The organism is Mucilaginibacter sp. 3215, assembly GCF_050433785.1.
Lineage (GTDB): Bacteria > Bacteroidota > Bacteroidia > Sphingobacteriales > Sphingobacteriaceae > Mucilaginibacter.
This window is the reverse complement of record NZ_JBNPWO010000006.1, coordinates 52,652-79,044: the sequence shown is the minus strand read 5'-3', so window position 1 is coordinate 79,044 and position 26,393 is coordinate 52,652. Positions and strand designations below refer to the sequence as shown.

Annotated in this window: 16 protein-coding genes; 11 read left to right on the top strand and 5 right to left on the bottom strand. The window is 44.4% G+C overall.

Annotated elements, in window-relative coordinates:
• Nucleotides 1-151: 151 nt before the first annotated feature.
• Entirely contained in the window at nucleotides 152-1,294 is a 1,143-nt protein-coding gene (locus tag ABIC84_RS12865; RefSeq protein WP_429263788.1) for a metallophosphoesterase family protein, read from the bottom strand.
• A gap of 114 nt (nucleotides 1,295-1,408) precedes the next feature.
• Between ABIC84_RS12865 and ABIC84_RS12860 the strand changes: the two genes are divergently transcribed.
• Entirely contained in the window at nucleotides 1,409-1,930 is a 522-nt protein-coding gene (locus tag ABIC84_RS12860) for a protease (protein WP_429263787.1), read from the top strand.
• A 134-nt stretch (nucleotides 1,931-2,064) separates the two neighbouring features.
• On the opposite strand, the gene ABIC84_RS12855 is transcribed toward ABIC84_RS12860, so the two are convergent.
• The 4 genes from ABIC84_RS12855 to ABIC84_RS12840 all read right to left on the bottom strand — a co-directional run bounded on the left by ABIC84_RS12855 (nucleotide 2,065) and on the right by ABIC84_RS12840 (nucleotide 8,686).
• The gene (locus tag ABIC84_RS12855; RefSeq protein ID WP_429263786.1) at nucleotides 2,065-3,000 is read right to left on the bottom strand and encodes a sugar phosphate isomerase/epimerase family protein; all 936 of its coding nucleotides are present in this window, start codon (nucleotides 2,998-3,000) and stop codon (nucleotides 2,065-2,067) included.
• 3 nt (nucleotides 3,001-3,003) lie between these two features.
• Nucleotides 3,004-3,861: a sugar phosphate isomerase/epimerase family protein gene (locus ABIC84_RS12850; RefSeq protein ID WP_429263785.1), complete on the bottom strand. Its 858-nt coding sequence runs from the start codon at nucleotides 3,859-3,861 to the stop codon at nucleotides 3,004-3,006.
• A gap of 126 nt (nucleotides 3,862-3,987) precedes the next feature.
• On the bottom strand, nucleotides 3,988-7,428 hold the full coding sequence (locus tag ABIC84_RS12845; protein ID WP_429263784.1) for a ThuA domain-containing protein: 3,441 nt from the start codon (nucleotides 7,426-7,428) through the stop codon (nucleotides 3,988-3,990).
• A gap of 382 nt (nucleotides 7,429-7,810) precedes the next feature.
• Nucleotides 7,811-8,686: an AraC family transcriptional regulator gene (locus tag ABIC84_RS12840; protein WP_354481593.1), complete on the bottom strand. Its 876-nt coding sequence runs from the start codon at nucleotides 8,684-8,686 to the stop codon at nucleotides 7,811-7,813.
• 219 nt (nucleotides 8,687-8,905) lie between these two features.
• Between ABIC84_RS12840 and ABIC84_RS12835 the strand changes: the two genes are divergently transcribed.
• The 10 genes from ABIC84_RS12835 to ABIC84_RS12790 all read left to right on the top strand — a co-directional run bounded on the left by ABIC84_RS12835 (nucleotide 8,906) and on the right by ABIC84_RS12790 (nucleotide 26,368).
• Nucleotides 8,906-10,135 carry an enolase C-terminal domain-like protein gene (locus tag ABIC84_RS12835; RefSeq protein WP_426589510.1) on the top strand — a complete coding sequence of 410 codons (1,230 nt, stop codon included), beginning with the start codon at nucleotides 8,906-8,908 and terminating at the stop codon, nucleotides 10,133-10,135.
• 9 nt (nucleotides 10,136-10,144) lie between these two features.
• On the top strand, nucleotides 10,145-10,909 hold the full coding sequence (locus tag ABIC84_RS12830) for an SDR family NAD(P)-dependent oxidoreductase (protein WP_426589512.1): 765 nt from the start codon (nucleotides 10,145-10,147) through the stop codon (nucleotides 10,907-10,909).
• A 15-nt stretch (nucleotides 10,910-10,924) separates the two neighbouring features.
• Entirely contained in the window at nucleotides 10,925-12,223 is a 1,299-nt protein-coding gene (gene fucP / locus ABIC84_RS12825; protein WP_429263783.1) for an L-fucose:H+ symporter permease, read from the top strand.
• A gap of 391 nt (nucleotides 12,224-12,614) precedes the next feature.
• Complete coding sequence (locus ABIC84_RS12820; protein ID WP_429263782.1) at nucleotides 12,615-14,603, top strand: GDSL-type esterase/lipase family protein; 1,989 nt, start codon at nucleotides 12,615-12,617, stop codon at nucleotides 14,601-14,603.
• A gap of 193 nt (nucleotides 14,604-14,796) precedes the next feature.
• Nucleotides 14,797-18,114 (top strand): SusC/RagA family TonB-linked outer membrane protein, encoded by a 3,318-nt coding sequence (locus ABIC84_RS12815; protein WP_426589516.1) that lies wholly within the window; start codon nucleotides 14,797-14,799, stop codon nucleotides 18,112-18,114.
• Nucleotides 18,115-18,139: 25 nt separating this feature from the next.
• Complete coding sequence (locus tag ABIC84_RS12810) at nucleotides 18,140-20,050, top strand: RagB/SusD family nutrient uptake outer membrane protein (protein WP_426589518.1); 1,911 nt, start codon at nucleotides 18,140-18,142, stop codon at nucleotides 20,048-20,050.
• Between the two features lie 48 nt (nucleotides 20,051-20,098).
• On the top strand, nucleotides 20,099-21,337 hold the full coding sequence (locus ABIC84_RS12805; protein ID WP_426589520.1) for a DUF5000 domain-containing lipoprotein: 1,239 nt from the start codon (nucleotides 20,099-20,101) through the stop codon (nucleotides 21,335-21,337).
• A 27-nt stretch (nucleotides 21,338-21,364) separates the two neighbouring features.
• Entirely contained in the window at nucleotides 21,365-22,594 is a 1,230-nt protein-coding gene (locus tag ABIC84_RS12800) for a DUF4998 domain-containing protein (protein WP_429263781.1), read from the top strand.
• Between the two features lie 96 nt (nucleotides 22,595-22,690).
• Entirely contained in the window at nucleotides 22,691-23,953 is a 1,263-nt protein-coding gene (locus tag ABIC84_RS12795; protein ID WP_429263780.1) for an alpha-L-fucosidase, read from the top strand.
• A gap of 75 nt (nucleotides 23,954-24,028) precedes the next feature.
• Nucleotides 24,029-26,368, top strand: a complete 2,340-nt coding sequence (locus tag ABIC84_RS12790) for a glycoside hydrolase family 95 protein (protein WP_429263779.1) — start codon at nucleotides 24,029-24,031, stop codon at nucleotides 26,366-26,368.
• Nucleotides 26,369-26,393 lie beyond the last annotated feature (25 nt).

Below are 26,393 nucleotides of genomic sequence, written 5' to 3'. Positions count from 1 at the left end.
GCGATATTCGGCTAAAGCCTTCGCATACTGATTATTTGTTCCGTCGACTAAAGTCGACGGCAATGAATAAAATTGATTTGGAGATGAACGACTCCATTGCTTTGCCAGATGCGAATTGGATATGACGAAAGAGTGATCATTGTCTCAACAATCAAATCTTCACAACAAAGCTATCCGTTAAAACAGCTGTATTTTCGTCCTCATCAGCTGCGGTGTAATATTCACCGGTTAAGGTGAGCCCATTGTTAATCTTTTCAACAGCGATCTTTAAAAAACCATGACGGGTATCGCAACTGTATTCAAGGCTAACCCCATCAAACCTGGAATCTTCGGCAGTAAAACCCGTATTGTCGGTCAAGGCAATTGGATGCAATTCATCAAAGCCTCCGGTACCGGCAACAATGTAAGGCATCATGGTTAAGTCATCATATTGCTTACTGAAACGCTGGTAATTGTGCACATGCCCGCTAAAAACCATATCAGGCCTGATGCCGGTTTCTTCAAAAACACCTTCCAGGAAATCAATCATTGGTAAACTGGCTCCATGATTGATATCTGCCGAATAAGGGGCATGGTGCATACAAAGGATAATTGTCTTATCTGGCCGCTGCATATCGGCTGATCGCAGTTCCTCCATAAACCATTCGCGCTGCTCGCGGGTAACAACGCCGTATTTAGGTACATTGGTATGTAAACCGACGATGATTGCCAGCGGGGTGTCCATTGTCCAATAAATATTGGGCTGCGGCATGCTTTTGCGGTCTATCCGTCGGCTCAGCATTACAGGGCGCGAAACAATATCACAAAAAACGGTTGTAAAAGCATCAAGGCTTTGATACGGCATCGCAGCAGCAGGATTTACATCACTATCATGGTTACCGGCTATCGCGAATATCGGTCCCGGATAAAGGCTATAGGGTTCAAAAAACTGTTCATAATAGTTTTGAGCCTCTCCGTAGTTGTAAACAACATCACCTAAATGGTACAAAAACTTTGGTTTACCGGCGCTGGAAAGCACTTTATACTGTGCAGCCATTAAAGCTGCTATGCGCCTTTGCGAACCCGGATTACGGATGCTGCCGGTATCCCCTACCATATGAAAAACCATTTTGTCATCAGCAATGCCGGGCACTACATCATGTATGGATAGATGATAGGGATAATTCCCGGAGGGTTCGGGCAGCGGCTGAAATTTATAGCTGTCATCCGGCTGATCTTTTTTGATGACCGGGCCTGTGTGTTTTAACGAGGAAATTAAAGCCATCTGCTCCATGATGTCAACAAAATTACGCAACCTAATATTAAGGCAGGATTAAATTGCATTTGACATATTTAACAGGATTTTCAATGGATATTGTGGTTTGAGATTCTATCATCTGATGGCAACTGAAGTGCTTACCTTTGCGGCATGAAAAACTACAAAATAATCTTATCTGCAGCCCTGCTTACTTTATCGGCATGTAGTGTTAATCATGTTAAAAACACATCTGCCGGTTCTGATTCTGCTAAAAATCAAAGTTCTGCCCCTGCTGTAAGCCCGAGCCTGTTTGCCAAAATGCAAATAAAACCCACAATTAAAATTGGAGACGCCGTTGAGCTAAAATTCACCGTTTACAACGATGTCGATACAGCTCGTCAATTCTGCAAATGGCACACCCCGTTTGAGCCGCTTATGAGCAAATATCTTGATGTTAAAGATGCAAGCGGTCAGGAAATGCTGTACAAAGGAGCTATGGCCAAAAGAATTATGCCGCCACCGCCCAGCGGCTATATTAAAGTTAATCCAAAGGATAGCTTAACGGCTACTATTGACCTGCTAAAGGCTTATGATATCAGTAAACCATCAAAATATACTGTTATTTACGTAGGGCAAAATATGAGCGGGCTTATAGCGAAAGACAGTATAACGTTTGTTTATGAAGGGAAGTAAACCCCCATCTTCGCGCACAGTCAACTCAACCCGTCTGCGCTGCGCTCGTCCCCCCTCTTTACGCTCGCGTAGAGAGGGGGGACGAGCGCAGCGATGTCGGGATGAGTCTATACGGTGTTTAATCCCTCCGAAAATCAAGAGGCTACCTTCTTCATTTTCTTCAACGCGGTTTTGGCCACCGTTAAAGCATCCTGTGCATAATAACTTTTATTAAAAACCTCGAACGAGATCACCAGCGGCTGTTCGGGGTTTTTAACTATTTGCAGGATCTGTTTAAGCGGGGCAATACCGTCTCCGCAATAGATCCTGTCGGGTTCGGAGATCAGCTCAGGACTGATACCTGCCGGATAATCATTTACGTGAAAAATATCCAGGGCATGATGGCCTACATAATTGAGGCTTTCCGCTGCCGACTGGCCTTTAAAAATGTGGAACACATCGAGTAAAATACGGGCATTCGCGTTACAACACTGTGTAGTTACATAAAGTACCTGGCTTATATGTTTCAGATTTTGTGAGCCTCCCCACATTTCCAGTTGAGGCATAACACCGGTTTGTTCGCCCATTTTCAGGATGGTAAGATATCGTTCGGTTACCACATCCAGATCAAGTACAGGGCCTTTGGTCACGCCCGCCGGAGGGGCTGCAATGCGATGGCAGCCTATCTGTGCCAGCACTTCCATTTCCCGTTGAAGCTGCTCCAGCGCTTTTTTACGGGTAGGTTCATCATTGGCCAGCCATGGGGCAAAACCGATAGCATCTTCAACTTTAAGGCCTAATCCCTTGATGATCTTTTTGGCTTCGGTTAATGACCCGCCGCTTTGCAGATAAGTTTGCAGAGTATCTATCCAGATCTCTACTGAGGTAAAACCGGCTTTGGCAGCTACTTCAAGCTCTTTAACAAAACCAAGATTATGCCCGCGGATGGTGCTCATATTTAATGAGTAAACAAAGCCGCTGCCAGCTTTTGGAGCTATGGGCGCTGCTACCGCTCCAGTTTCGCTCAATACGGCAGCCCCAGCTGTTAAACCTATAGCCTTTAACACTTGTCGGCGGTTTAAATTACTCATATATTAATCTTTTAAACCTTTTATATAAGCAATGGTAATGGGTAGCTGCTGACTGTATGAGGGACTTTCATCCTCGATGAAATAATGTTTGATCCCTGCCTTTTTTGCAGCTTTCAACACCCCTGGGATATCAATTTGCCCGGTGCCTAATGCTACGTCATTTTTTGTATCGGTGCCACCTGTAAGGTCGTTAGCTACGTCTTTACGGATATCTTTCAGATGCATCAGTTTCATTCTCGACGGATACTTATTGATCAATGCAGCCGGGTCCTGCCCACCATGGAACGACCACAGGATATCTATCTCGAACGAGACATATTTCGGATCGGTATTTTGGGCGATATAATCAAACAATGTACCATCGTTATAAGTTCCAAACTCGTAACCGTGATTATGGTAACAGAAGGTTAAACCCGCTTCACTCAGAATCTTACCCACCCGATTAAAATCGGCAGCGGCTTTCTTGGCATCATCCAAAGTAAACTCTTTACCATGTGGGATCCAGGCAACCATCACATATTTAGCGCCCAATATTTTAGCCAGCTTGATCACACTACCCGGATCATTAACAATTGCGTCATACCCCGCCCCGGTTGATGGGATGCTGATACCGCGGTCATCGCACATTTTCCTGAACTCTTCGGGTGGCATCCCTTTCGGCCCTTCGCCTTCAATTTCAGTGATGCCCAATGATTTTATAGTATCCAGTACGGCAGAGGTAGCTTTTGGCATACTACTGCGAAATGTGTAAGCCTGCACCCCTATCGGGCCGGTAAATAATGGTTTGCCTTGTGCTGAAGCTTTGTTTTGTCCCAAAGCCATGACGGCTACGAGGGCTATAAAAATGGTTGATTTTTTCATGGTTAAAATTGGTTAACGATTAATAATTGCAGAATCCAGACTCACGAAGTTTTTAAAACTTCGTAAGTCTTTAGCTGCTTTGTCATTTCACTTTCAGAGGTTGCATATTTTTGCGCTTCGAAATCGTTACTCAACAAACTGAATATCCTTCAAATTTAAAATACCGTCACTCGGCTTAGAATGTTTTATCGCGAAGAAATACACATCGTGCTTTCCGCTCACGGGCTTACTTAAAGTCCCGGTTACTTCGCCGGTTTTATCCCAGGAACCCGTGGTTGAATAAGCCACAGAACTGATCACCGGCCCGGCCTGCGAATCGAGCCTCACCTCTATCTCCCCGTCATAATCCTTCGAGGCATATTTATAAGCAAACTTGCTAATGTTGGTCAGGTCAATATTCCTAAACAGTACATATGATTTATGGTTACCTGCCGACAGGTCATCTTTAAATCTATTAAAGCCTTTCAACTCATCGGCATAAACAGCCTTCTCTGCAGCATTCCGCAACACCACCATATCCGTAGCTTTCAGCGGACCAACAACTTTACCGCCCTTATCGGTATAAGATGCCAGCAGTGTGTATTCTCCGCGCGGTTCGGCATCATTAAATTTCAGATTGAGTGTTCCGGTTAAGGGCAAAGGCAATACCGGGCTCTTTTTATCCGTAAGCGAGAAAATGTATTTCACAATTTCTCGCGTATCGGCATTTGATAGTTGCGGATGCGCACTCATTACATGCTCGGTACCCCAGCTACCCGCGCCGCCCGCAATTATCTTTTTAGAGAGCTGATCAATAGCTCCCTTTTGTGTTTTGTACCGTTTTGCAATAGCTAAAAAGCTTGGCCCAACGGCAGTTTTGTTAATAGTATGGCAAGATTTGCAATCACTATTAGCCATCAGCCCCTTACCTGGATAGCTGACCTCGGTAGTTGACAAAGCCGTTAAGTTTTGTGTGGTGCTATTGGCCGAGGGCTGCGGGTTATAGATATAAAATAATTTTACCCTTTTGGAATCTATTTTACCGTCCTCCTTATCACTAACCACTACATGGTAGCGGAAAGGTTTGCCTTTCCAGATGAATGATTTATTATCAGCACTGGCTATGGCCACTTCGGGTTTGGTATTGCCAACCCTTACAATTACCGTATCCCTACCGGTTAAGCCCCCCTTATCCGTTACTTTTAAAATGGTTTTATAAACGCCCGGCTTAGTAAAAGTATAACTTGCCGATGGTGTGGCAGCCCCAACAGTTTTACCATCAAACAACCACTGGTAAGTGATCCTATCATCGTCATCTAAATCTTTACTGTTCTGGCTGCTAAAGCTTACCTTAAGCGGGGCCTGGCCGGCTATTTCCTTTTTAACAGGAAACTCTTTTAACTCCGCGGTTAAAAACCTGGTTTTGGCGAATTTATTAAATGCCGCTGTATCCGAAATACTGGCTTTGGCAATCGGCGCACGGTTGCCGGTATTGTACTCAATCTTAACCAACCGGGCATCTTCATTTTGAGCACCGTAAACCGAGCCATACTCCAGCATATACAAGGCACCATCCGGCCCAAATTCCATATCGATAGGCCGGCGGAAATCGCCGTTAGCTGGCATGAAGGCTTCGTTACGTAAATAATTCTCATCCTTATCAAACCTCAGGTCTATCACCCAGTTGCGCATCCAATCGGCCACAAACAAGGCGCCGTCATAATATTCAGGGAATTTGTTCGGGTTTTTAATATGCTTATCAAACTCATAAAAATCGCCGCCAATGGCACAGCGGCCACCCATACCCAACTCGGGAAACTCATCGGAAGCAGCATACGGATACCAGATCATGGCCGGGGTAGCAGGAGGTAGTATGTTTAAGCCGGTGTTATTCGGCGAATTGTTTACCGGTGCTTTAGGATCAAAATTTGGCCCTGGCCTGGCATTCACAAAATCCCAGTGCGAGTAAGCAAAGTTGTTGCCCACAAAATATGGCCAGCCAAAGTTGCCTGCTTTGCGCGCCTGGTTAAACTCATCGTACCCGCGTGGCCCGCGCGGTGAATCTTTACCTGCATCGGGCCCAATCTCACCCCAGTATAAAACCGAGGTTTTGGGATTTACCGCAATCCGGTATGGATTACGGCAGCCCATAACATAAATTTCGGGCTTGGTTTTAGCCGTACCTTTCGGGAAAAGGTTTCCTTCGGGGATGGTGTACGTGCCGTCAGCCTCGGGGTGGATCCGCAGGATCTTGCCTTTAAAATCGTTGGTATTGCCGGCGCTCCGCTGCGCGTCAAGACTGTAATGCTCTGTTCCGGGGCGCTCATCCAGCGGTGCATAACCATCAGAAGGAAAGGGGCTTGAGCTATCACCTGTTGACAAGTACAGGTTTTTATCCTTATCCCAGGCCAACGAGCCACCATGGTGAGCGCCGCTCACCTTTTGTACCGGTACTTTAAGCAGGATTTTTTCTGATTTAAGGTCGAGCACATCCGCCGGACTTAACTTGAAGCGCGAAAGCTGGAAATTAAGCGGTTCGATGGTTTGCCCGGCGGGCATGTAATAAATATACACAAACTGGTTCCTGTCAAAATCAGGGTCGAGCGTGAGGCCGATAACACCCGTACCGCCTTCATAGGTGATCGGGAATTTATGGATTAATTTAAATTTATTGGTTTTGGTATTATAAACCGACAAACTGCCCAATAACTGGGTGAAAAACACACGGCCATCCTTTGCCGCCGCCAGTTCCATAGGCGAGGCAATGTTACTCACCAGCACAGTTTTGATAAACCTGGTTTGATCGGGCGCTACTTTAGAATATGATTTACCATAATCAAGCGGTTTGCCACTGCCCATAGCGTATTTGATCCCGCCGAGCAATTGCCCCAAAAACAGGGGGTCACTGTAGCTTTCGTCGGTATGGCCACAGCCTGTATAAAATGCCCGGCCGCCATCAAATTCATGATACCAGGTTATGGGATGATTGGCGCCATTGGTACCCCCATCGTAAGTGTTTTCATCGAGGCTTGCCAGCACATGGATACCGCTGTAAATAGATTTGTAATTGTACCATTCATCAGTACGCTCCCACCTTGTGGGCAGGTTAGCAGTAGCCGGCTGGCTTTTATCGGTTACATCTATTGTTGCCTTGCGAATGTTGGAATTATTGGGATGGCTTGAAAAATAAGCCCCAACCAGCTTGCCGTACCATGGCCAGTCGTACTCGGTATCAGCCGCAGAGTGTACACCCATAAAACCACCGCCTGCCTGTATATAACGTTCAAAAGCTGCCTGCTCAACCGCATTAAGCACATTGCCTGTAGTGCAGTTAAATATTACTGCCCGGTATTTCTTCAGAATATCGTCATTAAAATTAGCAGAGTTGGTGGTGGTATCCACATCAAAGCCATTCTCGTTACCTAATTTTTGAATGGCCGCTATCCCAAACGGGATGCATGAATGGTGCCAGCCTAAAGTTTTTGAAAACACCAGCACACGCGGCTTGTCAGACGGCTTTTTAAAGGAATAGAGCAGGAAAGTTAATCCTGTCAAAAAAACGAAGGTGAGTTTTGTTTTTAATGACATGTTTGAGGTTATTATTGGTTTACATTTAATGAACAGCCATAAAAGCAGCATTAATCCCATCGCCTTGCTAAAAGGATTTATGTACAAGGCAAAAAAATATGAAATACAGTATCGCTAAAAAGGCTGTTCAACAATTGGCTAACACAATATTACTATTTAAAAAACTCACTGTGTATTAATTACACTTTTATTTTTGGCAAGAATGGGTTTGTAATTGAATTGTTACTACCATCAATACAAGAGGGGATCTGCCGGGTGCGGCGGCGCATAGGTGAGGCTTCACGGCTTCGTTCTGAAGATACGGTAAGGGATATTTTTAAGGGAATAAATTACCTTACAGCGAAAGCTCACTTCGCGGCAAGCGGCAAGCAATAACCAGATACTAAGACAAAATCTGGTTCCGGTACTGGCGCGGGCTTACCTTTTTAATCACTTTAAAAAAGCGGTTAAAGTTTGATACATTATTAAAACCGCACTCATAGGCTATATCTGTAATACTGTTATCTTTATTACTTAGCAGTTTGCAGGCATAACCAATTCTTGTTTCATTTACAAACTGGGTAAACGACTTTTGGGTACGCGCCTTAAAAAACCGGCAAAAGGCAAATGTGTTCATGTTAGCCACATCGGCAATGGTATTTAGTGAAATATCCTCCCTGAAATTATCAAAGATGTACTTAAATACCTGATCCATGCGCTTACTATCATGGTATTGATAATAGTTGATATAGTTGATACTGGCCAACAGGTTATGCTCCGGGTCTGCACTCATGATATTGAGGATCTCGAGCAGGGTGATGATCCTTTGCAACCCTTCCTGCTGTACTATCTGGTACATCAGTTTTATTACCATATCACGGCTTTTACCCTTTAGCTCCATCCCTCTTTGCGCCTTACTTAAAAACAACTCCACTTTGCGTATGTTACCAAATGCCGAAAGATTCATGAGCAATTTTGACGGATTGAAGTGAATAGATAATGAATGCGCATAATGTTCAGGGTCATCCTCGTTGGGTTGTTCCTGGGTATTATGCCAAACATGCGGAATATTTGAACCAAGAAAAATAAGCTCCCCGCTTTCAAAATAATCAACCAGATCGCCGATGATGCGCTTGCCCGAGCCTTTTACAATGTGTACCAACTGGCATTCTTCATGAAAATGGAACTCACTTGAGAAAAAAGGAAGCTTTACTTCCCTGGCAACAAACAGGTCTTCTGACTGTACCCCGTCAGACAATACGGCTAAAATTGGTTTCATTTTAACAAAACATGAAGAGAAAAGCTAAATATAAGCAAAAATACTATCGAAAGTTGCCAATTAAAGTGAAAGTAAAAAATCAAACCGCGCTAATTTTACAGCATCATACCTTATCCGGAAAGGTATAATAAACCGATTTATAAACACAAGGAACAAGATTTCATTACGGCTTTTCGGCATAGAACGGCCTGAAACTATTTGCAAAATATATTTACCTACATGTACATCAATAAAATTGAAGTTACCGACAAGCGTTTTAATTTAGGCAATGGCGCCGGTTCTGATGCAGTAAACGATTCAACCCAGTATGCTTATGCCATTTGCGAACTGCATACCGATAGTAGCGTAAAAGGCATTGGCCTGGCCTTTACCCTTGGTGCCGGTAATGACCTGGTATGCAAAGCCATACAATATCTTTCCGAAACATTAAAGGGGCGAGAAATTGAGGAACTTATGGCCGATTTTGGTTCAGTTTACCGTTCGATACTGGATTCGCCCACCTACCGCTGGTTGGGTCCGCACAAAGGTGTAATGCAGCTGGCGCTGGCAGCCATAGTAAATGCTTGTTTCGATCTTTGGGCCAAAAGCCGGCAGGTACCGCTCTGGAAACTTTTGCTTGATTTAAGCCCGAAAGAACTGGTAGCCACGCTCGACCTGAACTATCTGGAAGATGTATTGACCGTTGATGAAGCAGAAAACATTTTAAAGGGCAATTTTACAGGCCGCACATTACGCAATGGTGTTTTACAAACAGGTTATAAGGCGTATGATACATCAGTAGGCTGGTTTAATTATTCGGATGAGAAGATCAAAGAGAACGTAGCACGCGCCATTGACCGGGGATTTACCGCCATGAAGTTAAAAGTTGGCTCAGATGATCCGCAACGTGATATCCGCAGGGCAAAGCTGGTTAGAGCCGAAGCCGGCGACAAAACAACCATTATGCTTGATGCCAACCAAAAATGGAACCTGCCTCAGGCTATTTCTATTTGTAAAGAACTGAGCAGCATAAACCCTTACTGGATAGAGGAACCCACCCACCCTGATGATGTTTTGGCGCATCAAACATTAGCTAAAGAAATTGCGCCCCTTAAAATCGCTGCGGGCGAGCATATCCCTAATAAAATCATATTTAAAAACTTTCTGCAGGCCGGCGCCATGGATTTTTGCCAGGTTGACTGTGTGCGGGTGGGCGGTGTATCTGAGTTTTTGACGATAAGCCTGCTGGCAAAAAAATTCAACATACCGGTAGTTCCGCACGTTGGCGACATGGGGCAGATCCATCAGCACTTAGTGCTGTTTAACCATGTGGCTATTGGTCACGAAAACTTATTTTTGGAACATATACCGCATTTGGCCAAATACTTTAAAAATCCGGCTAATATTAGCGGGGGCTATTACGCCGTACCTGCCGAAGCGGGCAACAGCAGCGACCTTGTAACCAGCTAAAAACCAAAAATGAACCAATTATTAAACAAAATAATATTTATTACCGGAGGGGCATCGGGCATTGGTTTGGCCTGCGCCGAAGCTTATATCTGCGAGGGAGCAACCATTTTTATAATGGATGTAAATGAGCGTACCCTTTATAAAGCGCTCGACCGTTTTGGAGGTAATCATGAAGGTATTCCGGGCGATGTATCAAAGGCGGCCGACGTAAAAGCAGCTTTCGATGCAATAAGGAAACATTATGGCAAACTCGATGCTATCCATAACAATGCAGCTATAGCGCATCCATCAAAACCGGTTGATGAAACCGAAGAGGATGAATGGGATGCCCTTATGAGCATTAACCTCAAAAGCCTGTTTTGGACAACCAAATATGGCATTGATTTACTTAAAGCCTCAAAAGGCTGCATTTTAAATACCAGCAGTATGGCCGGCGATATTGGTCAAAGCCTGCATGCTGCTTATACCGCAACCAAAGGCGGCATCAATGCTCTTACCAAATCAATGGCGCTCGATTACGCGCGATATGGTATCAGGGTAAATGCTGTTTCGCCGGCCGGCGTATGGACACCATTGCTTAAACAATGGGCTGCCGAACAGCCCGATCCCGGATCAATAGAAAAATACCTTAATGAAATTCATGCATTAGGTTACTGCCCAGAGGGCGATGTAGTGGCCGATGCCGCAGTTTTCCTGCTTTCGGACGCGGCGCGGTTTGTAACCGGCTGCATTATGCCCGTAAGCGGCGGCGCCGAACTTGGATACAGACGATAAAACAAGATCTTAACCATGAACAAAACCAACAGTAACGCATCAAAATACCTGGCTCCGCTGCTGATAGTGATGAGCCTGATGTTTTTCTGGAATTTGAGCCGCAATATTAATGATGTACTCATCCCCCATCTGAAACGGGCCTGCCAGCTAACTGATCTGCAATCGTCACTGATCCAGTCGGCATTTTTTGGCGCTTATTTTTTGATGGCTTTGCCTGCCGGTCGCTTTATCGAAAAAATGGGTTACAGAGCAGGGATGCTTACCGGTTTGATTTTGGCGGCTATTGGCGCCGCCATATTTTATCCGGCAGCAACCACCAGGTATTATCCTGTGTTCCTGCTGGCATTGTTTACCATGGCATCAGGCTTTGCCATACTGGAGGTTACGGCTACTCCCTATATTTCAAAACTTGGCGACCCGGATCATGCATCCAGCCGGTTAAGCCTGGCTGCAGCCGTTGGTTCAATGGGCGCTACAATAGGGCCCTTCATCGGCTCTAAGTTTTTATTGCATGAAAAGGATATCCCGGCAAGTCTCATCCAGTCATTTACCTCAGAGCAACTTAAGTCGTTTTTAAACAGCGAGGCGCACCTTGTGATTCCTCCTTACCTAACACTGGCGGGGTTGTTTATTGCCCTTTGCGTGGTACTTTATTTTTTGAAGTTGCCAGTAATTCATGAAGGCAACAGCAGGCAAAAACTCTCCGGAGTATTTAAATGCAGGCATACCATATTGGGCGTATTAGCAGTTTTTGCCTATTTAGGCGCGGAAGTTGGCGTGGTGAGTTTTATTATTCGGTATACAAAGTCCTTAAATATTACAGGTATTACCGAGCAAAAATCGGCCTTGTTTATTACACTTTATATGGCGTTGGTTTTAACCGGGCGCTTGCTGGGAGCGTTTTTGCTTAAGCAGGTTAAACCCAATAAAGTGCTTACCCTATGCAGCATAGGTGCGTTTACGCTGATATTGGTATCGGTACTTACTGGTGGTTATGTATCCATAATTTCTCTGTCGATAGTAGGGCTATTTACCTCCGTGATGTATCCTATCATATTTACGCTCAGCATCAAAAATATAGGCGATTATACAAAGGTTGCTTCGTCATTACTTATTATGGGAGTGGTAGGCGGTGCTATTATCCCGCCAATAATGGGCTTGATATCAGACCATTCAGGCATCAGGATGGCATTCATTGCGCCGCTGGTGTGCTATGTATACGTATTATATTACGGACTGAAGGGTTATGTTGTAAAAAACAAGCTTTATTCCGACGAGCCGGAAGAACCTCTGTTGACAGTAATTGGACATTAACTTTACCAAACTTACGAAGTTTTACTTCGTGAGTTTCTGAACCTTCATCCCTCTTGATGCCATGAACCATCATCAATGAACCATGAACTAAAAAAGCAACTAATACCATATTACGCAACTTTTTGCATTTCAATATTATTTTGTTGTGAAAACTACACTTAATACAACTAAATTGTTTCAGCAAGTCGCCTTTTTCCCAAAATCAAAAAATCGATGTCAAAATAGTATCGAAACAAATCAATTTAAGTGCAATTTATTGTTAATACCCTCCATATTTTTACCCTGATTATAAACACCAGCTACTAAAAGTTTACAAAACATTTTTAATCAAAAACCACAATCCAAAAAAAGGACGAAGTTTTTGAAATGGAATTTTTATATCCAAAATTGAATGATTAAAGCTTTACTAATTACGCTATTATTGGGGTTCACAGCTGGTACTGTCTTAGCTCAAAACCAACAAATTGACGACACAGGCAATGCCCCTGCCTTATATACTATTCAACATACAGCTAATGATAGCTGGAAAGGTTTTGAACGTGTCAATATTACCATAGGCGCTCACAAAGCCTACTATGTAAAACCTGAAAAGGCGCTCGAAGGTAATCCATGGGTTTGGCGGGCTTCATTTCCTGATTGGCATACCGATATCGACAGCATCCTGCTAACCAAAGGCTTTCATGTCGCTTTCGTAAATGTTAATGATCAATATGGCAGCCCTTATGCTTTGCAGGTTTGGGATGCTTTTTATCAGTATTTAACAACTAAACAAGCTTTCGCTGCCAAAGTTGCCCTTGGAGGCGTTAGTCGTGGCGGTTTATATGTATATGGCTGGGCCAAACGCAATCCTGATAAAATTAGTTGCATTTATAATGAAGCCCCTGTTTGCAATATTCAAAGCTGGCCGGGAGGTAAACTAAGTGCCCCGGGCGATGCCGCTTTGTGGAAACAGCTGCAACAGGTGTATCACATTACCGAACAACAAGCGCTTGATTACAAAGACAATCCTATTGATAACCTTGATGGCCTTGCTGCTTTTAAAGTACCCGTTATGCACATCATAGGTATAAACGACAAGTTGGTACCTAATGCCGAAAACACCAATATCCTTGCTCAACGCTATAACGCGTTAGGCGGGCCGATGATGATATACCCGGTAACTGCCGGTCCGCAGGAGTTGAACGGGCACCACTTCCCTATTGAACATCCTGAACGCTGGGCTGATATGATCATGGGCTACAGTTATCCGGTAAAAAAAGTGCTGCCATATACCGATTACTTTATAACCCGTAGCGGCTTGGCCAACAGTCTCAGTGTATTCAGTGCAGGCAAGAAAGCTACAGTAGCTTTTTTAGGCGGATCAATTACCTATAACCCCGGTTGGCGCGAAAAGATAAGCCGCTACCTTATCGAACGCTTTCCTTTAACCAGTTTTCATTTTATACAGGCGGGGATTCCCTCGTTGGGTAGTGTACCGCATGCCTTCCGCTTACAGCGGGACGTACTTGATTCGGGCAAGGTTGATTTGATGTTTGTTGAAGCCGCAGTAAACGATAACGTGAACGGACTGGACAGCCTTACCGAGGTACGTGCACTGGAAGGCATCGTAAGGCATGCAAAAAAAGCAAATCCGCTGATGGACATCGTCATGATGTCATTTGTTGATCCGGATAAGATCAGGGGTTACAACAATGGCAAAACCCCGCTGCAAATCAAAAATCATGAATTAATTGCAGAACATTACGGCTTGCCGTCCATTAACCTGGCCAAAGAAGTTACTGATAAACTTAATAACCAGGAATTTTCATGGCAATATGATTTTAAAGACCTCCACCCGGCCATTTACGGGCAGGAGCTTTATTTCGCAACCATAAAAAGCCTGCTTAATTCATGTTTTGACAAACAGCAGATTGCTGCTATTAAAGCCAATCCATTACCCAAACCGCTTAACGCGCTTAACCTCAACAATGGCCGCTATTACAGCATTCAAAATGCAAAAAATTTAAACGGCTGGGCCATCAACCCCGATTGGGCACCAAACAATAACCTGAGCACCCGCCCTGGCTTTGTACACAAACCGATGCTTATCGCTACCAAACCAGGCTCATCATTAACATTGCCCTTTACCGGCACGGCTATTGGGATGGCCATTGTATCCGGACCGGATGCAGGTATTATCAACTACAGCATTGACGGAAGCACCGAGAAAACGATGGACTTGTACACAGAGTTCAGTTCATGGATTTATCTGCCCTGGTATGTAACCTTTAGTACCGACCTCAAAAAAGGCCAGCACACGCTCAGCCTGAAAATTGACACCGATAAGAATAAAAACAGCAAGGGGAACACGTGCCAGGTACTCTATTTCTTAACCAATTAATTTTTTTAAAAAACAGCAATACGCTGTAAACGCAGCTCAAAACTTTTAATTGTCAACTTAACATATTTAAAAAATGATTAAACCTTTTACCACTGGAAAAACCTTTTACCATCTGCGCATTTAAATGGCACTTAAAACAAATAAACCCATCAACCAAATCTCAAAAACAAAAAACCATTATCAAACCAATTTTATGAAAGAATTTTACCTACGGATCAAAACCCGGCGGGAGCTTAGACGGTCTCATAAGTCTGCACCGGGTTTTTATTGCTTTGTATTATTATTGCTGAGCTTTATTTGCTCGGCGCAATTTACACACGCGCAAAGTAAAGTAACCATTACCGGCCTCGTGACCGACACACTGGGCGGTAAAATTGCAGGCGCCAACATTGTGGCTATCAACCGCAAAAACCTGGGCACTACTACCGACATTAACGGCAAGTTTGTGATAGATGCCGAGCCCGGTACTATCCTTAAAGTATCGTACGTAACTTTTATTGATCAAACCTTCACCGTTTCGGCCGGCAAACTGGTAGTAAACATTGTACTTAAAGAATCAAAACGCGGCCTCGATGAGGTTGTGGTATTGGCCTACGGCAAAAAAGAACGAAAGGAAGCCGTGGTAGGTTCGGTAACCACCGTTAAACCCGCCGACCTGAAAATACCTGCCAGTAACTTAACCAACGCGCTTGCCGGCCAGGTGGCGGGGATCATCGCGTTTCAGCCAAGCGGCCAGCCCGGGCAGGATAATTCCAGCTTCTTTATCCGCGGGGTAACCACCTTCGGCTATAAAAAAGACCCGCTTATTTTGATAGATAATGTTGAGCTTTCTACAACCGACCTTGCCCGCTTACAGGTTGATGATATCGCCAGCTTCTCGATCCTGAAAGACGCGAGTGCCACCGCGCTTTATGGCGCCCGCGGTGCCAACGGTGTAATTTTGGTAAGCACCAAAGAAGGTAAGGTTGGTAAGGCCAAGATCAACGCACGTGTGGAAAATTCCATATCACAGTCTGCCAAAACACTGCAGCTTGCCGACCCAATCACCTACATGAAGTTGTTTAACGAAGCTACCATCACCCGTGATCCGTTAAGTCCGCTCCCTTTCTCTCAAAATAAAATATTAAATACAGAAGCCACCATACGAGGCGACGCAGGCAGCAACAAGTATGTTTATCCCGCTGTCGATTGGCTGGATATGCTTTTCAAAAAACGCACAGCTACGCAGCGTGCCGACATGAGCGTAAGCGGCGGCGGTGATGTAGCCCGTTACTATGTATCAGGCTCATATAATGTTGACCATGGCATCCTGAGGCAGGATATTGCCAATAATAATAACAACAACGTAAAGTTTGAAAATTACCAGCTGCGTTCAAACATCAATATTAATTTAAGCAAAAGCACCGAGCTTATTGTAAGGCTTGCAGGTTCGTTCAATGAGTATAACGGGCCCCTTACAGCCGACGCTTCATTCTCGACAGATCTTTATAATGTTGCTGTGCATACCAGCCCTGTATTGTTCCCGGCATATTTCCCTGCCGATTCGGCCAACCGCAATGTTAAGCACATCCTGTTTGGTAACGCAGCACCTGCCAACGCAGGCTCAGCATCAAACGCCATTGCATATAACAACCCATATGCTGCATTGCTACGTGGCCATAAAAATTATTCAGAATCAAGGTTATCTGCCCAGTTAGAGTTAAATCAGAAACTGAATTTCATAACCGACGGGCTTAACTTTCATGGCTTATTTCATACCAACAGGTATTCATACTTTCAGTCGCAAATGGGGTATTCGCCATTTTACTATAATGTGAATACTTATGATAAAGCTACTAACCAGTACACCTTAACGTGGCTTAACCCACAGCCAACCGGCAATAACGTAGCCACCGAGTATTTGAGCTATTACCGCGACCCAAGCACTGATAACTTGAATACCTACATCTATTTTCAGGGTGTATTGGATTATAATCACGCCTTTGGCGATCATAATGTGAGCGCATCATTGATTGGTACGCGCCAGCAAACAGTTTATTCAGCAGCTAAAGATCCGGTACTTGACAGGCCAACCCTTCAATATTCGTTGCCTTACCGCAACTTAACCCTTGCAGGCCGTGCTACTTATTCATTTAAAAGCCGTTATTTCCTGGAGTTTAACTTTGGTTATAACGGTACCGAGCGCTTTTCGGCCAATCACAGGTATGGTTTCTTCCCTACCATTGGCGGTTCATGGATCGTATCTGACGAAAAATTCTGGGGTCAGGGCCTTTACGATGTTGTCACCCGCATGAAGTTAAGGGCCAGCTATGGTTTGGTTGGTAATGACGCTATCGGTTCGCAACGTTTCTTTTTCCTTTCGGATGTTAACCTTAATGGCGGAAACCCTGCTTCGTTCGGCACTTACAATGGTTATAGCCGTAACGGTGTTTACATCAACAACTACGAAAATCCTAATGTAACCTGGGAAACTTCGCGCCAGCTAAACCTTGGCCTGGAGTTTACTATGTTTAAAAACCTGAATATAGTAGCCGAAGTTTATAAATATCACCGTTATAATATTCTTCAAACACGTAGTTCGCTCCCTACTACATTGGGACTTGAAGCACTTAACCAATATGGAACTCCTAATGTTACTGCCAACATTGGCACGGCAGATACTAAAGGTATCGACCTGCAAATGGATTATAAGGCGGCTATTAATAAAGATGTTTGGCTGCAGGGCCGCGGCAACTTTACTTTAGCAAGCAGCAAATATGGCAACTATGAAGAGCCCCAGTATAAAGAACCTTATCGTTACCACAAAGGGCAAGAAATAAACAGGCAGTACGGCTACATTGCCGAACGTTTATTTGTTGACGATAATGAAGCTAAGAACTCTCCTTCGCAGATCTTTTCAACCAATGGTATCGCTCCGGGCGGCGGCGATATCAAATACCGAGACCTAAACGGCGATGGTAAAATTGATGGCGCCGATCAAACATTTATCGGCTATCCGACAGTGCCCGAAATTGTATATGGCTACGGTTTATCAGCCGGGATTAAAAACTTTGACATTTCCTGCTTTTTCCAGGGCCAGGCGCGTGTATCGTTCTTTATTGACCCCAGCCGTACCAGCCCGTTCATTCAAAGCCCCGATCCGTACATATATGGCAATACCCAGCTAATTAAAGCTTTTGCCGACAGTCACTGGAGCGAGGAAAACCAGGATTTATATGCAACCTATCCAAGGTTAGGTGTAACCGGGAACCAGATCGAAAACAACCGCCAAAACAGTACCTGGTGGATGCGCGACGGTAGTTTCCTGAGACTTAAATCGGTAGAGATAGGTTATTCGTTGCCGCCATCAATTTTAAAGCGCCTTAACGTAACCAAATGCCGCATTTACTTTAACGGCTTAAACCTGTATACCTGGAGCGCCTTTAAACTTTGGGACCCTGAGCTTGGTGGTAATGGTTTTGCCTACCCAATACAAAAGGTGTTCAACTTAGGCATAAACGTTAACCTATAATTTTTACAGATCAATACTTAGTATTATGAAACAATATTATAAACTTTTATTACTGGTAGGGCTTCTGGTTTCGGGCGCATCATGTAAAAAATATCTTGATGTAACACCAGATAATACCGGTACCCTCGAATACGCATTCAGGAACCGTAACGAGGCCGAAAACTACCTGTTTACCTGCTACGCAACCTTACAGCAGTTTTATGACCCCACTTCAAACATAGGTTTCACCACATCATCGGAGATCATTTATCCCAACAACCTCACCAACCACCCGCTTAATGAAAATGGCTTTAGCCTTATCCGTGGCACACAAAACAGCGCAAGCCCCGGTGTAAACTGGTGGGATGGTGAAAATGGCGGGCAGGCATTGTTCCGTTCTATCCGCAGGTGTAACATCATGCTTGAAAACATTGACAAACCTGTTGACCTTTCACCGGCTGAAAAAGCAAGATGGATTGCCGAGGTAAAGTTCCTTAAAGCATATTACCATTATTACCTGTGCCGCTTGTATGGGTCGGTACCGCTGGTAAAAACCAATATCGATATTACGGCCAGCACCGAAGAGGTAAGGGTAAAACGCTCACCGGTTGATTCGGTATTTAATTATTGTGTCCAGTTGCTGGACGAAGCCATTCCTGATCTGCCGCCGGTTATCACCAACCAGGCAAAAGAACTTGGCCGCATTACCCAATTAACCGCCTTATCAATTAAAGCCGAAATGTTGGCAACACAGGCCAGCCCGTTATTTAACGGCAACCCTGATTATGCCAGCATGAAAAATAAAGACGGCCAGGCGCTGTTTTCCAGCACCGTCGACCCGCAGAAATGGAAGCGTGCCGCTGACGCCTGTAAAGCGGCCATTGATGCCTGCGAAGCTAACGGCCTTAAATTATACACATTTGTATCGCCTCCAACGGTGGGGTCCCTGTCAGATCAGTTGCGTAATGAATTGACCATCCAAAACGCCGTTACCGAAAAATGGGATGTAAACCCCGAACTGATCTGGGCCTTAAATCCAACGTTCCCATGCCAGGGCTATGCAACGCCAAGGTTAACGCCAAAATCGGCGGTCAATATATTCTCAAACCCCTCAACATTCGCTGTTCCGATTTCAACACAGGAGCTTTTTTATACTGCTAACGGCGTACCGTTAACAGAGGATAAAGATTATGATTATGCCAACCGTTTCGCCCTGAAAACAGCAGGCGACGCCGATAAATACTACATAGCTCAGGGTTATACAACCATTAATGAGCACTATGGCCGCGAAAGCCGCTTTTATGCCAATATCGCTTTTGATGGTAGTATCTGGTATGGCAACGGCATTTACAACCAGGACCAGGCCTACCATGTTGAGGCTCGCGGTTCGGGTTCACTGGCAGGTCCAAAAGATTTGAACACGCTAAACATCACCGGCTATTGGCCTAAAAAGCTGGCTAATTACCTTTCTGTTTATGATGATGGTTTTCAGCCAATTGAATTTCACTTGCCGCTGATGAGACTTGCCGGTTTATATCTTTTATATGCCGAAACCCTGAACGAAGCGAACGGCCCAACTGCCGACGCCTACAACTATATTGATAAAGTAAGGGCAAGAGCAGGTTTAAAAGGCGTGTTGGAATCATGGTCAGCCTATTCAAAAACTCCGGGCAAACCAACAACTAAAGAAGGCTTACGGGATATCATACACCGTGAGCGTCGTATTGAACTATGTTTTGAGGCGCAAAGCGGGTGGGACCTTCGCCGCTGGAAAGAAATTCAAAATGTATTGAGCGTACCGCTGCAGGGTTGGAATATTTATGAGTCTGAAGCTGGTAACTACTACAGGCCACACACAGTGTTAACGCCGGTTTTCGGGCTAAAAAATTATTTCTGGCCTATAAAGGACAATGACCTGATTGTTAACAACAACCTGGTACAAACCACCTACTGGTAGGCGTCCCCCTCCATTTAAAAATGAATTAATTCAACATAAATAAGAATTATGAAACGCATTAAAAATTATACGATAACAACACTGGTGCTTGCAGTAGCGTTGTTTATGGCGTGCTTAAATTCATGCAAAAAGAACGACGGTTACGTTAAGGAGGTTTCGACCGATATGACCAAGCCTGCCGTGGTTACCAACGTAAAAGTTAAAAACTTTAACGGAGGTGCTTATATCACCTATGATCTGCCAAACTCAGATAACCTGCTGTACGTGCAGGCCGAGTACCGCATTAACGATAAAATTACACGCCAAACCAAATCGAGCTATTACTCAGATACCGTTACAGTTGATGGTTTTGCCAAAAGCCAGGAATACGAGGTAACGCTTTATTCGGTAAGCAGGGCCAATGTTAAATCTGATCCGCTGGTGGTTAAGGTGCATCCTGATACTCCTTTTTATAAGCTGATAAAACCTACACTAACTATCACGTCTGATTTTGGCGGCGTAAACATCAAGGCGATGAACCCTAATCAAAAAGATATAGGTGTTATTTTATTGGCCTTTGATAAATCAACACAGGCACTGGAGGTTGTAGATCAGCATTATACCAAGGTTGATACCATTAACTATTCCATCAGAGGATATCCGGCGGTACCGCAAAAATTTGGTGTATATGTAACGGATAAGTTTGGCAATATATCCGATACTTCCATCGTAAACATCACCCCAATATTTGAAACATTATTGGATAAGAGCAAATTCTCCGTATATAAAACCCCTACCGACAGTCCGACCGCATACGGCTGGGAAGTACCATATCTTTGGGATAACAAAACCGACGGTTACTCAAACGGCTGGCACACTGCTCCGGGAGCACCCGCACCCATACAGGTTACCTTTAGCCTGGGTGTATCGGCACAGTTAAGCCGCTTTGTATTATGGGAAAGGCCAAATCAGTATGCCTACGCGCATGGTAACCCTAAAGATTTCAGCATTTGGGGATCCAACGTTAATGCACCGCAGGATATAAGGCTCCCTGATTATGCTCCTGTAGGAACTGTAGTTGGCGACTGGGTTAATATCGGTAACTACCATTATCCAAACCCGCCATCGGGCCTTACACCTGGCTTCACCAATGCTGCCGATGCTGATTTTGTCGCGGCCGGGGTTAACTTTAATATCCCTCCGGGTTCAACACCTATTAAGTACTTCCGCTTCATGGTGCATGACACATGGTCAAACGGTGACTTTGCACACATGATGGAGCTTTCAATTTATGGTAATCCACAATAGGTATTAACTCATTTAGATTAAACGAACATGAAAAACATTGTCAGAATAGCTGCTTTCTGTTTGCTTGGATACCTGTTGTATGGTTGCAGCAAGCAAGACACACGGTTTGAATCATACTTAAACGGTCATGAAGTTAAGTATCCGGGCACAGTGGCCAATGCCCACTCCCGCCCCGGAAATTTACGTGCCGCCCTTACCTGGAATCCAAGCTCCGATCCCAGCATAACCCGTTACGTGATATACTGGAACAATAAGGCTGATTCAATCATTTACAATTCCACCAACCATAATACGTCGGATAGTTTAACCGTTGTTATACCAAACCTGAACGAATACATTTATTCGTTCACTGTTTTCTCCTACGACTCCAAAGGCAACCGCTCTATTCCGCTTGATATCAACAATGTAAGAGTTTATGGGCCTATTTACCAATCGGGCTTATCAAACAGGGGGTATAATGTTACCAATCCATATGGAATTAGTGCCGATGGAAAGCTCACACTTAATTTCTTAAAGGTTGATACCAGCGCTCATAATGTGTTCACAAACATAAAATACACTAACAAAGCCGGGAAAGAAAGTTTCGGAAAACTTAGTGCTGATAGCATGTCGGTTACCCTTGCAGACTATAAGGCGGATACGAAGATCCAGTTCCTGTCAGCCTTTAAACCAACGGTAAATGCTCTTGACACCTTTTATGTAGCTAACTATGAGGATTTCCCAACCATTAATTCCGTTGCTGTTTGCGATAAAAAACTATTCAAAAAGGTTTATTTAGCCAATGATGCCAAGCCTTATGAAGGAGATACTGATATCGACAGACTCTGGGATGGCAGTACAGGCCCGCAGGGTTTCCCTAACATTTTCCATAGCGATGGCAATGGCCCGTTGCCGGTAGTTATTACTTTTGATATGGGTGCGGTTTACAAGGGCCTTGTAGCCATTGAAGAAACAGGCCGCAACTGCTGTCATAATCCCGATGATTTTGAAGTATGGGGCATAGCGGATATTACCAACGCTACTACTACCCTAAAAGCTAATGATGCGGGCTGGACTGCAGAGGCAACCGCCAAAGGCTGGAAACTGCTTAAAGAGATTAAAAGGACCGACGACGGCAGCGCACCGTTAAAGGTAAACTTCGATCCTAATCCGCCGCCGGTACGTTACATCCGTATTAGGATCAAACACAATTCAAACAACGAGGGTAACTACACCAATATGAGTGAACTTACCTTCTGGAATAACGCACTACTATAATAACACCCCAATGACCGGGCTGACTTGCGGCCTGGTCATATTTTAAAAAGTATAAAAACGACTGGCCTCTATAATGTTCACCTTAAAAATTCCGCAATGAAAAAACCGGCAATTATCTTTCTTTACCTGTTTTTAGTAATCAAGCTCAGCTTTGCTCAGCAGGCTGCTCCTGTAAAAACGCCAAAAGCGGTTTTGGACGATTTCATGACCAAACGTTTCGGCATGTTCATCCACTTTGGGCCGGTAACCTTACGTGGCACCGAAATTGGCTGGAGCAGAAATAGGGAAGTAGCACAGGATGATTATGATAACCTGTATAAGGAATTTAACCCGGTTTTATTTAATGCCGATGCCATAGTAAAAGCCGCCAAAGATGCAGGCATGAAATACCTGGTGATTACGGCAAAACACCATGATGGCTTTGCTTTATGGCCATCCGCTTTTACTGATTATAACATCAGCAAAACACCATATAAACGCGATATAGTTGCCGAACTGGCTATGGCTTGCAAAAAACAGGGTATCCTGTTTTGCATCTATCATACCGTGCTTGATTGGCACGATCCTAACTATCCTATCCACAATCCTTACGATTCGACAAAGAATGTTAAGGGCGATATGGTAGCTTTTAAAACGCAAATGAAGAATGAGTTGAAAGAACTCATCACCAAATACCACCCTTACCTGCTTTGGTTTGATGGTTACTGGGAAAAGCCCTGGACCAACGCCGACGGGCAGGAGATTTATAAATTCATCAAAAGTGTTGATCCAAACGTTATTGTGAACAACCGATTAGGCAAAGAAAGCGAAAAACTGAACGACCAATCAGTAGGTGATTACCTAACCCCCGAGCAGCGCATCGGTCAGCTGAATATGAATGAGCCATGGGAAAGCTGTATCACCATTTGCCAGCAATGGGCATGGAAACCTAATGATAAAATGAAAACCGCGCAGGAGTGTATCCAAACACTGGTAAAAACAGCCGCCGGTAATGGCAACCTGCTATTAAATGTTGGACCTATGCCTGATGGCCGCATTGAAGTGAGGCAAGTTGAAACATTACGGCAAATGGGCTTATGGTTAAAAAAATACGGTGAAAGCATTTATGGTACCAAAGGCGGGCCCATTGCCCCTAATGATAACTATGCTGTTACACGCAAGGGAAACAAGATCTATTTGCACATATTTCAGAAAAAAGGTGATAAAATCGTGCTGCCTAACCTGCCGGGCATTAATATAACCAATGCTTATGTGCTGGGCGGGACCAAAGTAAATTATAAACCGGATGCCACAGGCTATATCATTGATTTGCCACAAACCTTACCCGATGCAAACAGCAATGTTATAGTATTGAACTGAATAAAAACGCCGAAGAAATCCCTGTAATTGCCGCAGGTAAATAAAATAAAAACAGAAAACCTAATTAACATAAACATGCTAAAAAGAACGCCCCTGCTAATAACTGTAATAATAACAGGTATTACAACGTTTACTCACGCACAAACAAAACAATTAAAACTTTGGTACAAACAGCCTGCACAGCGCTGGGAAGAAACCGTTGCACTTGGCAACGGAAGGTTAGGGATGATGCCCGATGGCGGTGTTACTGCCGAAAAAGTAGTGTTGAATGATATCACCATGTGGTCGGGTTCGTCGCAGGATGCCAATAACTACGAAGCTTATAAAAAACTGCCCGAAATAAGAAGCTTGCTTGCCGCCGGTAAAAATGTGGAAGCGCAAGCCATTATCGATAAATCATTTGTATGCACGGGAAAAGGATCAGGCGGGGTACCTTTCGGTTGCTTCCAGATGCTTGGCGACCTTAACCTGAACTACCAATACAAGGGCATTGAGGGCAAAGACATAAAATACGATAACTACGAGCGCGAGCTATCATTAAATAACGCGCTTGCCAAAACTACTTACCAGGTAAACGGTGTCACTTACAAACGTGAGTACTTTACCAGTTTTGGTAATGATGTAGATGTGATAAAACTAAGCGCCGACAAGCCGGGAATGCTTAACCTGAGCATTAATATCAGTCGCCCGGAACGTGGGGCTACCAGTACAGCAGGTAACGAGCTTGATCTTATCGGCCAGTTGGATAATGGTACCGACGGCAAAGGCGTAGCTTACAAAGCAAGGGTAAAGGCGCAACTAACCGGCGGTTCATTAAGCAGCACCCCTACTTCGCTGGTTATTAAAGACGCAACCGAGGTGATCATTTATATATCGGCGGGTACAGATTTTAAGAATCCGCAATATCTCAGCAAAATGGACGGCGCACTAAAGGCCGCTATGAAAAACCCTTATGCTTCAGAAAAACAGCAGCACATAGCCAACTTTCAAAAGCTATTTAACAGGGTGAACATTGATCTTGGCACTTCAAAAGCCGAAAAATTAACAACAGACCAACGACTTATCGCTTTTCGCAACAACCCTGACGCCGATAAAAGTCTGCCGGTTCTGTTTTACCAGTTTGGCCGCTATTTGAGCATCTGCAGCACCCGTGTAGGCCTGTTGCCACCCAACCTGCAAGGTTTATGGGCTAACGAAGTGCACACCCCGTGGAACGGCGATTATCACCTGGATATTAATATTGAAATGAACCAATGGCCGGTTGAAGTTTCTAACCTGTCAGAACTGAACCTGCCCCTTGCCGACCTGGTTAAAGGGATGGTGCCACATGGCGAAAAAACAGCCAAAGCTTATTACAACGCCGATGGCTGGGTAGCACACGTAATTACCAACCCCTGGGGCTTTACCGAGCCTGGCGAAAGTGCATCATGGGGCATTTGTAAGGTAGGTTCGGGCTGGCTTTGCGATAACCTGTGGCAACATTATGATTTTACAGGCGATAAAAATTACCTGAAACAAATTTATCCGATACTGAAAGGTGCCGCCCAATTTTACAACAGTATGCTGATCAGTGATGCCAAAACAGGTTGGTTGGTCACCTCACCTTCATCATCGCCCGAAAATAGTTTTTATCTGCCCGATGGCACACATGCCAGCATCTGCGTAGGCCCTACTATCGATAATCAGATCATCCGCCAGTTGTTCAACAATGTAATTACTGCAAGTAAAGTACTGGGTACGGATGCAGCATTCAGTAAAACACTGGCAGCCAAGGTAAAAAAACTTCCCCCTCCGGGTATTATAGCCAAAGACGGCCGCATCCAGGAATGGCTGGAAGATTACAAAGAAACAGAACCGCAACACCGCCACGTATCCCACCTGTATGGTTTATTCCCTGCATCTGAAATAACTCCAGAAGCTACACCCGCACTTGCCGAAGCCGCTAAAAAAACTTTAGAAGTACGTGGCGACGACGGCCCAAGCTGGTCTATCGCCTACAAAATATTGTGGTGGGCACGTCTGCATGATGGTAACCGCACTTACAAACTGTTTAAGGAACTGATGAAGCCAACCATCAAAACCGATATTAACTACGGTGCAGGCGGCGGCGTATATCCTAATCTGTTATCGGCGGGCCCGCCATTTCAGATTGACGGTAACTTTGGCGCAACAGCAGGTATTGCCGAAATGCTGATCCAGAGCCATGCCGGGTTTATTGATTTTATCCCATCTATCCCTGATGCATGGAAAGCGCAGGGCGAGGTTAAAGGCCTTAAAGCCCGCGGTAATTTCACCGTTGATATGAAATGGAAAGACGGTAAAGTAACTGCCTACAAAATAACTTCATCTACTCCTCGTATGGTTAAAGTAAAAGTTAACGGCGAGGTTAAAAATATTCTGGCGACCAGAATTTAATCAACAAAAACATTCTCAAGAGGAG